We start from the raw sequence: 14,576 nt of genomic DNA, 5'->3' as shown, positions 1-14,576 counted from the left end.
TTAATTAGAATTGAGAGATGACAATCCATTGGTCGTTCCCCGTCGCCTGCAACATCCAGGAGCGTAGCCCGGTGCCGGAATAGCTCAGGTCAGTGTTCACGGCTGCGGTATCGATCCTGTCTGTCGCTGTGGGGGAAATCGAGAACGTCCTGAGATTGGCGTTCAGCTTTTTAAATACGAGCACCCGGCCGATGCATGTGGAAGCATCCGGTAAACTGACGGTCGCATTTGCATTCGCGGTCATTACAATCGTATAATCAGTAGGAGCAACTACATGATTCCCGGTGATGGTGGTCACATTATAGATCATCTGTGTTTTAAAGTTAGCAGCACCTTCGCCGGTAATAGAAACGCGGGGAGTGTTGTTGGTGCTGAATACGATTGCGCGGGCATCTTCCTGGTTAAAATTGATGCTGTCGGTACCTCTTTCCTGCACTGAGAATTTAATTTTTGCGGGATGGCTCAGGAATTTGTACCAGGTGCTGGTAGCAACGTTCGTTTTTTCCCCGCCGCGGAAGTAGGCGTTATGATCATTCACATTGAACTGCCCGAAATATGTGCTGCCCACTGCCTGCATCATCATGCTGAACCATGCGCCCTCATTGGGTATCGGGTTCAGTGGCACAGCCAGCACGTCCGTCTGGATGATAGAGCTGCCTGCGTTCAGGTAGCTGTTGTAATCCCGCACCACTTCGCCATCTCTCGCAGCGGCGGTGGTGGCGATGTACATGGGCACCCCGCTGCGTTGCTTGCCGGATACCACCCAGTCTGTGCCGTTGCTCACGAGGCGCAAAGAATAGCCCGGTGCAACGTACCCTACAGGATTGGCCCCGGTAGCCTGCGACCGTACATTCGCTCCCGCGAAAAAAACCGAATCGGCGCCGTAGGAAACTATTTCGACAGCCCGGCCAGCCTGGCCTGCGGCGGTTTGCAGGGTAAGGGTGGCCTGTGCGGCGTTATTCATGATGATCACGCTGTTGGAATCGGCCATGGTAAAGTTGCCCGTGGCAGTGGCCACATTGGTGCTCGTGGAGCCGTTCACATGCAGGCGGGCATTGGGCGTGGCGGTACCGATGCCGATCTTTCCGTCTGAAGCAATGCGCGCGGCCTCGGTGTTGTTGGTCTTGAATACCAGCGGCTGGGCATTAGAAGAGCCCAAATAATTTATAGCGGGGTTAATGTTACTGTTGCCGGAGAACGACCAGGTGCCGCCGGCGCCGGAAACTTCCTGCAGTGCCACCCATGTGCTGGTAGCGGGACCTGTTTTTTTCCGGATGTAAATATTGTTGTCTGTCTGGTTGTAGATCATCATGCCGGGAGCGGCAGTATCCAATGGAGATGCGGCAAGCGCGGATGCGTTGATACGTGGAAGGAGAAAACCTTTTTTGGTGGAGCTTAGCTCCAGGATAGCGTCTGCGCGGTAGTCTGAAGTGCCGCCGAATTTCATCTGCGCGGTGGCGGGACTAACGGCCAGGCCAAGGGAAAGCAGCAGGATAGCCGTTTTCCATATTTTGGTGTAGCAATAGGTCATGGGATAGTATTTGGATTATAAGGGAACGGTTATGGTTATACGCATAACCGTTCCCTTCAATCGAAATTATTATAAGGTTGCGGCAGACCTGCTCAGTACTGACCAGCTGGTGCCGTCGGAGAGGAAAGTCACTGAGAAGTGAGGCGCATCGATATTGATCGCGGTCTGACCGTTGATGGTAGATCCGCCCTGTGCGGCAATTGCCACGGTGCTTTCTTCTTCCACAACAGAACCTGCCTGGGGAATCCTTTTTACGATATAGATCCTGCCTTTGTTGGTTGCGGCGGGAGCAGGTAAGGTAACCGGAACAGTGCTGGAACCGGAACCTGCCACGAGTACAATGTAATCGTTGTCAGCAATTGCGCCGCCACCGCCGGGCAGTGTACGCACGTTCACAGATACAGATCCGTTGATGGAAAGGCTGGCGGTCTGACCCGCGCCGCCCACGCTCAGGTTGGTGCTGGCCACTACCTGGTTGGCGAATGTTTTAACACCGCCCAGAGTCTGTGCCCCGGTAGTGATCAAACCGCGGTTGGCGGTATTTGCATCAGGAATGTTAAAGGTCATGATATTGGTACCGGCAACGATATTGAAGTCTGTGCCGGAAGTGCCTGTCAGGATGCCCACTTTACCGTCTGTGGTAGATTCGGCCGCAACATTGGAAGGGTCGGTCAGCGCGGAGATACCACCAAGTTTTTTAGGATTCAGGTCCACTTCTTTCACTTCTGCGCCAGTGCCTTCTTTCACGAGCACTCTATAGCTGGTGGCAGCAGGATCGGCTGCGTCGGTGGTACCGATAGACAGTTTGCCTATGGTTTTCAGGCTCCCGGTGCTGCCTGCATAGCCGTCGGTGATCTCGATGTCGCCGTCGAATGTTTTCTTACCGGCAAAGGTCTGGTCACCCACTGTCACCACACCAGGATTAAGGCCTGTGGCGGGAAAGAGGGAAAGCGACCACCTGCCTTCGTTGCCCGCGGTGGCATTTGGAACGAACTTGCCGGCGAAGTTGCCGGTCTCGGCCGGTGTAGTGGTAATGTCCGCAACGGTAAGACCACTGGTAACGATGCGATTAAAGCGGTCCCAATCGGGTTTGGAGAGGAAACCGTAGTTCTGGCCGGCCGTACCCATCATGGTCGGGATGTTCAGTGTCAAGTTCTGGCCTGAAGTGGTTGCAGTGATGCTAGTGGCTACCGGCGAAGCAACAGCGCCGAGTACCACATCTCCTTTCAGTGCGTTCATTGCCGTAACTGAAGTAAGAGAAAGATCTTGTTTCAGCACTTTACCATCGGTGCCGATCATCAGCACATCATTTACACCTACACCCGCTACGTCGACGTTCGCGTAAGGGATGGTCAAACGTCCGTCCACAGCGAATGACATGGCGGGGCTGTTGTTCACTTTAAACGCCAGCGGCTGAGAAATGGTGGTACCAATGAAGCTGTTTGCATCAGCATTGTTGTTACCGCCCAGTTTCCAGGGGCCGCCGCCTACGCCGTCGTCTCCCGCCATCTTGGTCCAGTCCGCATCTGTATTACCGGTGCCTGTTTTAAAGTAGAAACCCGCGCCATTGGCGTGAGCGCCCGCTTTCAGGTATACGACCATACCCTGGGTCACGGTTCGTGTTTTCAGGAAAGTAAATCCGGCTGCGTCTAAACGGGGAAGCAGGAAACCTTTACGGTTGCTTTCCAGTTCGAGGATAGCGTTCGGGTCAACCACCGCGGGATCGCCCCCGATCTTGACCTGCGCTTTGAGGCTGTTGTATGAAAAGAACAACAGGGTTGCCATTATGAGGCTGATACGTAACGACTTTCTCATAGGTAATAGGTTAAAAAAATATGACTTGTGGTTTTAAGAGATTATGATATGAATGTTGAATATTGGTTTTTCATAGTGCCCAATTATGCGTTCACTTCCCGTTGTACACAGAAGCCGCCAGTCCAGAATTTTGTCTGCTATTTTCTTACTTCCGAGTACAGGGTAACAACGTTGATGCAATATTACATATATATTTTGATTAATACGTTATTCTTATAATGTTTTTATTTAATTTAATATTTATATCAACAAGACACGGTGATTTACAGATGATTATAAGTTAAACCAAAGCCAGTGGCGGTTTTACGGGTGTATAATTTGCGGTAACTTTTACATAAATCCTGCACAAAAAAGGCATGATAATGAATGATTATCATGCCTTTTCGATCGTATTTTTTTAAAGCGTAAACCGGCTATTTTCTCCCAAGCTTTTTCACCAGGTTGCGAACCTGCCACCGCCAGCGTCAGCAATAAAAAAAGCCGTCCCGGTTACCCCGGGACGGCCTCAAGTTTTATTTCACTTAAAAATTATGCTTCTGATTTCTCTGATTTACTCTTCGAAGGATTTTTCAGAGAGAACACCAGTTTCTGGTTTTCCTTGTCCAGGTCAGCGATCAGGATATCCCCGTTATGAATGTTCATATTGAGGATCTCTTCCGCCAGCGGATCTTCCAGGTATTTCTGGATGGCCCTGTGCAGCGGGCGGGCGCCGAACTGCTGGTCGTAACCTTTCTCTGCGAGGAAGCCTTTCGCTTCGTCCGTCAGCTCCAGGCTGAAGCCCAGCGTCTGCAACCTTGCCAGCACTCCTTTCATCGTGATATCTATAATGGTATAGATATGCTCTTTGGAGAGGGAGTTGAAGATGATCACGTCGTCGATACGGTTGAGGAACTCCGGGGAGAAGGTGCGTTTCAGCGCCTTTTCGATCACGGCCTTGGTGTTGTCTTCTTCGCTCACAGCCCTTGAAGAGGTGGTGAAGCCTACGCCTGCGCCGAAGTCTTTCAGCTGGCGCACACCGATGTTGGAGGTCATGATGATCAGGGTGTTCTTGAAGTCCACCTTGCGGCCCAGGCCGTCCGTCAGGATACCATCGTCCAGCACCTGCAGCAGGATATTGTAGATATCCGGGTGCGCTTTCTCGATCTCGTCCAGCAGGATCACGGAGTAAGGTTTGCGGCGAACCTTTTCGGTAAGCTGACCGCCTTCTTCGTACCCAACATATCCCGGAGGCGCGCCGATAAGGCGGCTTACGGAGAATTTCTCCATGTATTCAGACATGTCGATGCGGATGAGCGCATCTTCGGAGTCGAACATGTATTTGGCGAGCGCTTTGGCCAGCTCGGTTTTACCCACCCCGGTGGGGCCGAGGAAGATGAAGGTACCGATCGGCTTCTTGGGATCTTTCAGGCCCACGCGGTTACGCTGGATGGCTTTGGTCACCTTGGAGATGGCCTCGTCCTGCCCAACCACAGCGCCTTTCAGATCTTCACCCATGCGGCGCAGCTTTTCGTTTTCCGCCTGCACCATCCGTTTTACGGGAATGCCGGTCATCATGCTCACCACTTCCGCTATCGCTTCTTCGTCGATGGGATAACGTTTGTGCTTCACTTCTTCTTCCCACACGGCTTTGGCCTTTTCAAGGTCTTCGCCGAGTTTCTTTTCAGTATCGCGGAGGGCGGCGGCTTCTTCGAAGCGTTGGCTCTTCACGACCTTATTTTTTTCCTGCTTGATGTCTTCGATCTGTTTTTCCAGGTCGAGGATATTCTGCGGAACGTTGATGTTCTTCAGGTGCACGCGGGCGCCTACTTCATCCAGCACGTCGATGGCCTTGTCCGGCAGCAGGCGGTCCGTCATGTAACGGTCGCTGAGCTTCACGCAGGCATCGATCGCATCGTCAGTATAGGATACGTTGTGGTATTCCTCGTAACGTTGCTTGATATTGTTGAGGATGAGGATGGTTTCTTCCACGGAAGGGGGATCTACCATTACTTTCTGGAACCTGCGGTCGAGCGCGCCGTCTTTCTCGATGTACATGCGGTACTCATCGAGGGTGGATGCGCCGATGCACTGGAGCTCACCTCTTGCGAGGGCCGGTTTGAAGATGTTGGAAGCGTCCAGCGAACCGGAAGCGCCGCCTGCGCCAACAATGGTATGGATCTCGTCGATGAACAGGATCACGTCCCGGTTCTTTTCGAGCTCATTCATGATGGCTTTCATCCTTTCCTCGAACTGGCCGCGGTATTTGGTACCGGCCACGAGGGCTGCAAGGTCCAGGCTTACCACCCGTTTGTCGAACAGCACGCGGGAAACCTTGCGCTGTACGATGCGGAGGGCGAGGCCTTCCACGATGGCGGTTTTACCAACACCCGGCTCCCCGATGAGGATGGGATTGTTCTTCTTACGGCGCGAGAGTATCTGGGAGACGCGTTCGATCTCCTGTTCACGTCCCACGATAGGGTCAAGGCTGCCTGATTCGGCCAGCTTGGTAATGTCCCTGCCAAAATTGTCGAGTACAGGTGTTTTAGACTTTGTATTGGTTTGTTTTGCTTTAGAAGCATAACTCTTCCGTTCGTCTTCAAACTCCTCTTCTCCGGGGTCATCGAATTCCGCTTTCGGATCTGCAGATTTTACGAAGCCCAGTTCGTTTTTAAAAGTATCGTAGTCCACGTCAAATTGTTGAAGGATTTGAGTACATACGTTTTCTTTATTCTTCAGGATGGACAGCATCAGGTGCTCTGTTTCCACGGTGGGACTTTTAAGCGCCTTAGCTTCCAGCACGGTTACACGGATCACTTTCTCTGCCTGTCGGGTCAGCGGGAGGCTGTTGATATTCGCGATATTCTTACCGGTCTTATCTTTGATAGCCAATTCCACCTCTTTTCTCAATTCATAAAGATCAACGTTCAGCGCTTGTAAAATTTTTACAGCTGTTCCCTCACCTTCACGAATAATACCCAATAGCAGGTGTTCCGTACCGATGAAATCATTCCCCAGGCGCAATGCTTCTTCCCTGCTAAACGAAATGATCTCCTTTACTTGCGGTGAAAAATTCTGATCCATTGTAGATGATTTTTGTTAAACCCTTACGGGGGCTTGCTTATACAATATTACCAAATAAATTTTGGATTTACTTTGGATTTAGTTTTTATGCTTGTACATTCTTGGTTAAGATTTACTTTTGCGGTGAAGGGCCTTGTGAGGTAAATATACTTACGAGAAGAGGGATGTTTTTGATTCGTTCTGCTTTAACTTCTGCAAGGATCTTTATCGGACCGGTTTCCTTTTTAGTGCGTGTCCTTTTTTTATAATGTTAAAAATATAACATCCGGCAATATGCAATTCAAAATTGATACCAAAGAAAAAATAGTGTTATTACGGCTGGAGGAGGAAACGCTGGATGCTAAAATGTCAGATGCGTTTGTGGACGCAACCGGCGCCATGGATGAACTGGAGGGGAAGAATCTTATACTGGACCTGCATTCCCTCCAATCCGCCGACGATGACGGGCTCAAAGCCATTTTTACAGTATACATGCGCCAGTACGATCGCAGCCTCAGCGCGGCGGTGGCCGGCCTTAACAGTACTTTAACGCAAAAACTCACCGCAGCGTATCCCGGAATGCTCAATATCGTACCCACCGAATCCGAAGCCATCGACATGGTGATGATGGAAGACTTCGAACGGGAGCTGGATCTCGATGAGGAATAAATGTCTATTTTCGCCATATGTTTGCGGTAACGATCTTAGGGAATAATTCAGCCATACCCACGCCAGACCGGCATCCTACGGCCCAGGTCGTGACCTTCAACGAGCAGCTGATGCTGGTGGACTGCGGGGAAGGCACCCAGATGCAGCTTACCCGCTACAAGGTGCGCCGCAGCCGGATCAGGTACATTTTCATCAGCCACCTTCATGGCGACCATTACTTCGGCCTAATCGGGCTGATCAACAGCATGAGCCTCCTTGGCCGTACCGAGCCGCTTTCCGTTTATGGCCCGCCCGAACTCGAAGAGATACTGACGCTGCAGCTCCGCGTAGCCGCCACCACCCTGCGTTTCCAGCTTCAATTCCACGCTTTGCTGCCGGATGCCACCGGCCTGCTCTTCCGCGATAAAGACATGGAAGTAAGCTACTTCCCCGTCAAGCACCGCATTCCCTGCTATGGCTTTTCCTTCAGCATGCAGCGCCGCAAGCGCCGCGTGATACCTGAGCAGGCACGCGCCTACGAAATTCCCGCCGCCTTTTATTCCAGGCTCCAGGATGGGGAGGACTACCAGGGCAAAAACGGCCAGCTCGTGAAAAACGACTGGGTGACCCTGCCCCCGCCCCGCCCAAAGCGGTACGTGTATTGTGCGGACAGCATTTATGACGAAGACCTTATCCCCTATATGCAGGACGCGGACCTTGTCTATCACGAGACCACTTACCTGCAGGATCTGCATCAGCGCGCCGCGGAGCGGTACCACAGCACCACTGTACAGGCGGCGGGCCTGGCAGCCCGCGCTGGTGCAAAACGCTTGCTGATCGGGCACTTCAGCTCCAAATACACCGAGCTGGAACCTTTCCTGGAAGAAAGCAGACCCGTATTTGCCAATACCGACCTGGCACTGGAAGGAACAACTTACATTTTGTAAGGAGTCCTTAGCTGTTCTCATCCCGCCTTTCAAACATTCTTTACCGTTACCTGGAACTTCGCTGCCAGGTTACCTTACCCATACGGGCGGGACTCCTGGCGGGTTGCCTCCCGTGTGTAACCAAACGGCTGCCTCCTATAACAAATCCTTTTCAAGCCCTTACACATGTAAAATACCTATATTTTGGTATTGCGCCACCTGGCTCATGAAACTATTTTTACACAATAAATAATTCCTATAACTATGAACCGAACTCTACTGTTTGTTCCGGCTATGCTATGCCTGAGCCTGTGCGCCGGCGCACAATCTCCTGATACCACTAGGGCAACGGCCCTGGAAGCGCCAGCCGGGGAAAAAACATCCGTACGCAACAGCCCTTACTACAAGAACATTATCAAGACCAACCTTTCCAGTATTGCCCTGGCCAATTACGGACTTACCTACGAGCGCATGCTCACCCGGAAGATCTCGGCTTCCATCGGTTATCGGTTCATGCCTTCCACGAACGTCACGCAAACTCCGCTGGGCGAAACCGTAATGGATATCGTGGCGGAAGAAGGGGACGATATCAGCCAGCAGCTGGACAAGCTGAAGATGAGCGGCAATGCCGTAACGCTGGAATTCCGCGTGTATACGGGCCGCAGGCCGGGCGCAAAGGGTTTCTACGCGGGCGTTTACGGCCGTTATGCCTCCTTTAAGTACGATTACCCCTACGATTTTGAGAACCCCGACGGCGGCAACACGCTCGTGCCCCTGAAAGGAAATTCCAAAGGCATCGGCGGCGGCATTATCCTCGGCGGGCAGTTCATGATCGCCAAACGGGTGGTGGTAGACTTGTTTATCATCGGCGGCCACTATGGCAGGATGACCGGCAAGGCGGAAGGTCTTACCGACCTCAGCGACCTGGACGAGGCAGACCGCGCCGAGCTGAAAGACGATATCGAAGGCCTGGTGGACCTTGGCGACAACCACGGTATCAAAGCCGAAGTTCGAGACGATGGCGTTCGGGCAGATATCAAACTCCCGTTCCTGGGCGTTCGCGGCCTGGGGCTTACCGTGGGCTTCGCTTTCTAAACTGTCCTTTTATTCATCCCCATACTACAAACAATGGCCGCCCTTTACCCGGGCGGCCTTTTTTGTACCCAGCCTATGCCCTCCCTCACCGTACTCATCCCCCACTTAAACCCGTGTCTAAAGCATGGATAAGGCGTGTTTAATAGTACTTCGAGGGAAGGGAGTACAGAAGTGATATCGATATAACATTTCCCGGCGCCGGATCGGAATTAGCCACCGGAATAAGGCGTCAGCGGGAACCCGCCGCAAGGATGTTTATTCTTTTCAAAACAAAAGCCGGATGAAGAACATCTCCATCCGGCTTGCTTTATTTTCAGGGACCAGGCAATTACACCAGCGATCCGGCTTTGTTGTATGCTTTGAGATAAGCGTTGATCCTGCTTTGCAGCGCCGCGGTTACGGGCACTACCGGCAGGCGGAACACGTTTTCCACCAGTTTGTCGTAGTGCAGGAATGCTTTGATGCCGGCGGGGTTGTTCTCTGCGAACATCAGGTCGAAACCTTCCAGCATTTTGTAGTGCAGGCGGCGGGCTTCGGTGTAGTTCTCTTCCAGCGCGGCCCTTACCATGGAGGAAAAATCTTTCGCGAAGTAGTTCGCGGCAACGGATATGACGCCGTCCATACCGCAGGCCAGCTGCGGGAAGGCCACGGCATCATCGCCACTGATCACGAGAAAACCTTCGGGCTTGCGGCGGATGATCTCCATGCATTGTATCATATCACCGGAAGCTTCCTTCATCGCGATCACGTTGTCTACCTCGTTCGCAATGCGCAGGGTTGTGTCCGCCGTCATATTGCGGCCCGTACGGCCCGGAACGTTGTAGAGAATGATGGGTTTGGGAGAAGCGGCGGCAATGGCCTTATAGTGCTGGTAAATACCTTCCTGGGTGGGTTTGCTGTAATAAGGCGCAACGCTGAGCACAGCGGCCGCCTCGTCCAGCGGACAGGTTTCCAGGCGTTTTACCACATCGTTCGTGTTATAGTCGCCAATTCCTACTACTACAGGCACCCGCTTGCTTACCTTTTCAAATGTGAAGTTGATAAGGTCCAGCTTTTCATCTGCTGAAAGTGTAGGTGTTTCCCCGGTGGTGCCTAATGTAACAACATAATCCACTCCACCTCCGATCACATGATCTATCACCCTTTCGAGGGCGGACCAGTCGATCGTTTCCTGTGTAGTAAAGGGCGTAACCAGCGCAACGCCGGTACCCCTCAATTGTTCCTGTAACATATCAATCTTTATCAAAAGCCCCTTTTGCGGCCTGGAAATAATGCAAATATTGAATTTTGATCCGGTTCACGCAACAAAGAAGGCTGTTATTTTATTCAGCGCTCTTCAAAAAAGCCCATATTGGAGAATTTCTCAATCCGTTGCTCAATGCGCGTATCCGCGTCTATCTGCTTCAGTTCAGCCAGTGTGGCCTTGAGTTTTTCCCTCAGGATGACTGCCATTTCTTCGTGGTTGGAATGCGCGCCGCCGACAGGTTCTTTGATCACCCCGTCTACCAGGCCGAACTGGCTCATGTAGCCGGAAGTGAGCTTCAGCTCTTCCGCCGCTTTTTCCTTGAAATTCCAGCTTCTCCAGAGGATGGTAGAGCAGTTTTCCGGTGAAATAACGGTGTACCAGCTATTTTCCAGCATAAATATCCTGTCGCCTATGCCGATGCCGAGCGCGCCGCCGGAAGCGCCTTCGCCGATGATCACGCAGATCACGGGCACGCGGAGCTTCACCATTTCAAAAAGATTGCGGGCAATGGCCTCGCCCTGGCCCCGCTCTTCCGCTTCAAGGCCGGGATATGCGCCGGGAGTATCGATAAGGGTGATGACCGGTTTGTTGAACCTTTCAGCCAGCTTCATAAGACGGAGAGCCTTGCGGTAGCCTTCCGGGTTGGCCATGCCGAAATTACGTATCTGGCGCATTTTGGTGTTGATGCCTTTCTGCTGCCCGATGAACATTACGGTCTCACCGTCCAGGTCGGCAAACCCGCCTACCATTGCCTTGTCGTCTTTCACGTTGCGGTCGCCATGCAGTTCCACGAAATTGGTGGTCATGCGTTCGATGTATTCCAGCGTGTACGGACGGTCCGGATGGCGGCTGAGCTGCACTTTCTGCCAGCTGGTGAGATTGTTATAGATCTGTTGTTGAGTGTCAGTGATTTTTTGTTCGTACTCCTTTACAGTAGCGGAAACATCCACACCGGATTTTTCCCCGTTCTCTCTCAGTTTTCCCAGTTGTTCGTACAGATCAGCAATTGGTTTTTCAAAATCCAGAAATTGCATATACAGTTTTAAAAAGGTTAAAGTATTGCACCAGGTAATGGTCGATATCATGCTGCCTGATGAAATATCCGTTCCATAAAGATAGTAAAACCCTGTATTTGGAACCCGGAGGCTGCTTCGTACAGGGATCGCATTAAATACTGATCCCGGTTCGGCCCGGGACAGGAGTGCAAATGTAGGATATTTTTAAGGATATCAAAAAGGCAGGGATAGCGATATTCGCGAATATATAAACGTGGTGATTATTTGTACAGAAAATAAAAATAAGCAAATACACTCATCCACAAACCCAAAACAATATAAAACGGCAGTATATACCTTCTCCGGGATAAATAGGTATTCCGATGCTTCAGCATCTTAGCCTTTGTCACATTGATCTCTAATAAGCCAAATATTATCACACAGAGAATGCCGAAAGCGAGCGCTACTACAGGGCCACTTAGTTTAAACCTGTTCAGCATCAGCCACGTAAAACTTGCCATGACAGACAAACCTATTGCGATAACCAGGTTTGCCCTGTACAGGTAACCCCGCCCCACCCTGTAAATGCGAGGCTTGTGGAGCATAAATATCAAAGAGTACTGCAATTTCTCAAAATAGGTAAGCATCTCTGTTAACAGTTTATTTTAACCATATCGCCACCTGCTCCGCCCAATAAGCATACACCCTTGCCGAAGGATGCAGCTGGTCTTCCACCACACTTTCCGGCCTGCCGCCTGTTTCGCGGTACACCGGCGTGATGTCCGCATAATTGAAACCCTTCTCCGCGCTTATTTCCCGGTTGATATTATTGAACCGGTCGATGGCGGAAGCGATGGCCGCGGCATCGCGGTCTTTGGCAAAGGGCGTAACGCCCCAGTCGGGGATGCTGATCACGGTTACGTTCTCCGCCGCTGTAAGCTCCTGCGCTTTTTTTGCCAGCCATTCGAATGTGGCGCCGTAATCTGTTTCGCTCATGCCGCGGTACTGGTTGTTCACGCCGATCAGCAGCGTTACGTAGTCGTAGGAAGGCAGCAGGCGCGTGTTATGCAGCAGGTGGGCAATCAGCTCATCCGTCGTCCACCCCGTTCTGGCCACGATCTCCGGCGCATTAAACTGTTTGCCGTTGGCCCTCAGCAGCTGCAGGGCCTGGTAGGGATAGCTATCATGCAGCGGCACACCTTCGCCGATGGTGTAGGAATCGCCGAGTGCCAGCCAGGTTTTCGGTGAATTGGCCATATCAGAAAGTTTGTAATACTTCGTAAAAGCGGTATACATCGGTATAGGAACAATACAGCGGCGCGGGCGCCAGGCGTATCACGCCGGGCTCGCGGTAATCGCAGATGATGCCGTTTTCCATCATGCGCGTTTGAATGGCCTTGCCGTTCTGCGGAAAAAAGAGCGACAGCTGCGCGCCCCGCTGCTGCGGGTCTTTCGGCGTGATCACTTCGAAAGGCAGCTGTGTGTGCCCCAGCAAAAATTCCAGGTAGCTGGTGAGCTGTAAACTTTTTTCCCGCAGCCGCTCAATGCCCGCTTCGCGGAATAATTCAAGGGAGGCTTTCAGCGCTACCATGTTGAGCACCTGGGCCGTGCTGATCTGCCAGCCGGCGGCGCCGTTGCGGGGGATGAAACCTTTTTCCATTTTGAAACGGGTCTTTTCATCGTTGCCCCACCAGCCGCCGAGCCGCGGAAAGCCAGCATCATTCCCGAAGCGCTCATGCACGTATAGGCCGCCGGCCGCGCCGGGACCGGCATTCAGGTATTTATAGGAACACCACACGGCAAAATCCACATCCCATTTGTGCAGCTGCAGGGGAATATTGCCGGCCACATGCGCAAGGTCCCAGCCCGCGTAAGCGCCTGCTTCGTGGGCCGCTGCCGTAATGGCGGGCATATCGTAGAACTGGCCGGTGTAATAGTTGATGCCGCCCATCAGCACCACCGCAAGGGAATCGCGGTGGCGGTGAATGGCGGCCAGAATATCTTCAGTATGCAACAGCTTCTCCCCTTCCCGCGGATGCACCTCAACGATCGCATCATCTGCATCAAAGCCGTGCAGGCGCACGAGCGTTTCCAACGCGTATTGGTCGGAAGGGAAAGCGCCGGCTTCCATCAGGATGCGGTAGCGTTGTTTATCAGGCCGGTAGAAGCTTTGCATGACCAGGTGCAGGTTCACGGTAAGTGTATTCATCACCGTTACTTCATCTTCGCTGCAGCCCATCATGCCCGAGAGGGTTTCGCTGAAGTTATACTGGTAATACAGCCAGGGGTTCCGCGCGCGGAAATATCCTTCCACGGCCATGTTCTGCCAGTCCTCCAGCTCCTGCTGTATAGCCCCGGCCACGGAACGCGCCTGTAAGCCGAGTGAATTGCCGCAAAAGTAAATGCTGTCTTTCCCGTTGTGCTGCGGGAAGTGGAAGCGGGATTTAAACCCGTTCAATACGTCAGCAGCATCCCGCTCCTGCGCGAAGGATGCTGTTGTCTCAAAAGCAGTGTTCATACGGCAATATACTATTCCGGCAGTTCTGCGCAAAAAAGAAGAGCGGCGTGATCATTTGAAAGCATTAAAAAGCCGCACGGACCTTTCAGTCCATACGGCTTTTCTTTTTCCAGGTTTTATAGCAGGTTGCTGAAAAGAAATGATCAGTCCTTCAGGCCCAGGTATGCTTTCACAGCTTTGTAATCGTTCCAGTTGACGGCCTGGCGCGCGGTCGTGCCACCGGGTATCAGGATGTAGCGGAACTGGAATGTCTTGACTCCGGCTGTATTGTTGCGGCTGCTGAGGTCGAAGTTGGAGATCATGAATATTTCCCCTTCGTAGAATGTGGTGGTGCAGCTCAGGCCTCCTCCGATGTAAATATCGAACAGCGGCAGCGGGTCCACCTCCGGCGCGGCGGCTGTACCCCAGTTGAAATATACTTTTATCTCACCTGAATTGACGATCTCTTTGGTCAGCTTCGGCGCTGCTATGGTTGCAGTGAAAGCCAGCGTATCGCCGGTATCGGGGTCTTTTTCAGGAACGAATGCCACATCCATCCAGGCGGAGTAGATCACATTCGCGGTACCGGCAGGGCCGTTCGGTCCGGCAGGACCAGCGGGACCGGCAGGGCCAGCGGGACCAGCGGGGCCGGCAGGACCGGCATCGCCGTCTTTGGAGCAGGACACTGCGATTATAGAAACAAACAGCATAAGGACGTATACTATCCGGGGCGTCATCCTTTTCATACAAGTTGATTTTAGTTATTAATAATTAATTAGTAATT

Annotated in this window: 11 protein-coding genes; 3 read left to right on the top strand and 8 right to left on the bottom strand. The window is 52.2% G+C overall.

The genetic code is table 11. The annotated features are described in order from the left end of the window. Nucleotides 1–4: 4 nt before the first annotated feature. The 3 genes from ACTJIK_RS08345 to ACTJIK_RS08335 form a co-directional block, all read right to left on the bottom strand. The gene (locus ACTJIK_RS08345) at nt 5–1,531 is read right to left on the bottom strand and encodes a hypothetical protein (RefSeq protein WP_440645903.1); all 1,527 of its coding nucleotides are present in this window, start codon (nt 1,529–1,531) and stop codon (nt 5–7) included. A gap of 69 nt (nt 1,532–1,600) precedes the next feature. After that, complete coding sequence (locus ACTJIK_RS08340; RefSeq protein ID WP_440645902.1) at nt 1,601–3,346, bottom strand: hypothetical protein; 1,746 nt, start codon at nt 3,344–3,346, stop codon at nt 1,601–1,603. Nucleotides 3,347–3,874: 528 nt separating this feature from the next. Further along, on the bottom strand, nt 3,875–6,406 hold the full coding sequence (locus ACTJIK_RS08335; protein ID WP_440645901.1) for an ATP-dependent Clp protease ATP-binding subunit: 2,532 nt from the start codon (nt 6,404–6,406) through the stop codon (nt 3,875–3,877). Nucleotides 6,407–6,679: 273 nt separating this feature from the next. Between ACTJIK_RS08335 and ACTJIK_RS08330 the strand changes: the two genes are divergently transcribed. The 3 genes from ACTJIK_RS08330 to ACTJIK_RS08320 all read left to right on the top strand — a co-directional run bounded on the left by ACTJIK_RS08330 (nt 6,680) and on the right by ACTJIK_RS08320 (nt 9,054). Beyond that, nucleotides 6,680–7,054, top strand: a complete 375-nt coding sequence (locus ACTJIK_RS08330) for a hypothetical protein (protein WP_440645900.1) — start codon at nt 6,680–6,682, stop codon at nt 7,052–7,054. Nucleotides 7,055–7,071: 17 nt separating this feature from the next. Beyond that, entirely contained in the window at nt 7,072–7,980 is a 909-nt protein-coding gene (locus tag ACTJIK_RS08325) for a ribonuclease Z (RefSeq protein WP_440645899.1), read from the top strand. Nucleotides 7,981–8,223: 243 nt separating this feature from the next. After that, the gene (locus ACTJIK_RS08320; RefSeq protein ID WP_440645898.1) at nt 8,224–9,054 is read left to right on the top strand and encodes a hypothetical protein; all 831 of its coding nucleotides are present in this window, start codon (nt 8,224–8,226) and stop codon (nt 9,052–9,054) included. 328 nt (nt 9,055–9,382) lie between these two features. On the opposite strand, the gene dapA is transcribed toward ACTJIK_RS08320, so the two are convergent. The 5 genes from dapA to ACTJIK_RS08295 all read right to left on the bottom strand — a co-directional run bounded on the left by dapA (nt 9,383) and on the right by ACTJIK_RS08295 (nt 14,538). Next, nucleotides 9,383–10,285 carry a 4-hydroxy-tetrahydrodipicolinate synthase gene (dapA, locus tag ACTJIK_RS08315; RefSeq protein ID WP_440645897.1) on the bottom strand — a complete coding sequence of 301 codons (903 nt, stop codon included), beginning with the start codon at nt 10,283–10,285 and terminating at the stop codon, nt 9,383–9,385. A 95-nt stretch (nt 10,286–10,380) separates the two neighbouring features. After that, nucleotides 10,381–11,334 (bottom strand): acetyl-CoA carboxylase carboxyltransferase subunit alpha, encoded by a 954-nt coding sequence (locus ACTJIK_RS08310; protein WP_440645896.1) that lies wholly within the window; start codon nt 11,332–11,334, stop codon nt 10,381–10,383. 621 nt (nt 11,335–11,955) lie between these two features. Continuing rightward, nucleotides 11,956–12,552 carry an SGNH/GDSL hydrolase family protein gene (locus ACTJIK_RS08305; RefSeq protein WP_440645895.1) on the bottom strand — a complete coding sequence of 199 codons (597 nt, stop codon included), beginning with the start codon at nt 12,550–12,552 and terminating at the stop codon, nt 11,956–11,958. 1 nt (nt 12,553) lies between these two features. Further along, nucleotides 12,554–13,813 carry a kynureninase gene (kynU, locus tag ACTJIK_RS08300; protein ID WP_440645894.1) on the bottom strand — a complete coding sequence of 420 codons (1,260 nt, stop codon included), beginning with the start codon at nt 13,811–13,813 and terminating at the stop codon, nt 12,554–12,556. 143 nt (nt 13,814–13,956) lie between these two features. Next, nucleotides 13,957–14,538 (bottom strand): hypothetical protein, encoded by a 582-nt coding sequence (locus ACTJIK_RS08295; protein WP_440645893.1) that lies wholly within the window; start codon nt 14,536–14,538, stop codon nt 13,957–13,959. Nucleotides 14,539–14,576 lie beyond the last annotated feature (38 nt).

This window comes from Chitinophaga sp. 22620 (assembly GCF_052044405.1).
Lineage (GTDB): Bacteria > Bacteroidota > Bacteroidia > Chitinophagales > Chitinophagaceae > Chitinophaga.
This window is presented reverse-complemented; position numbering and strand designations above follow the sequence as displayed.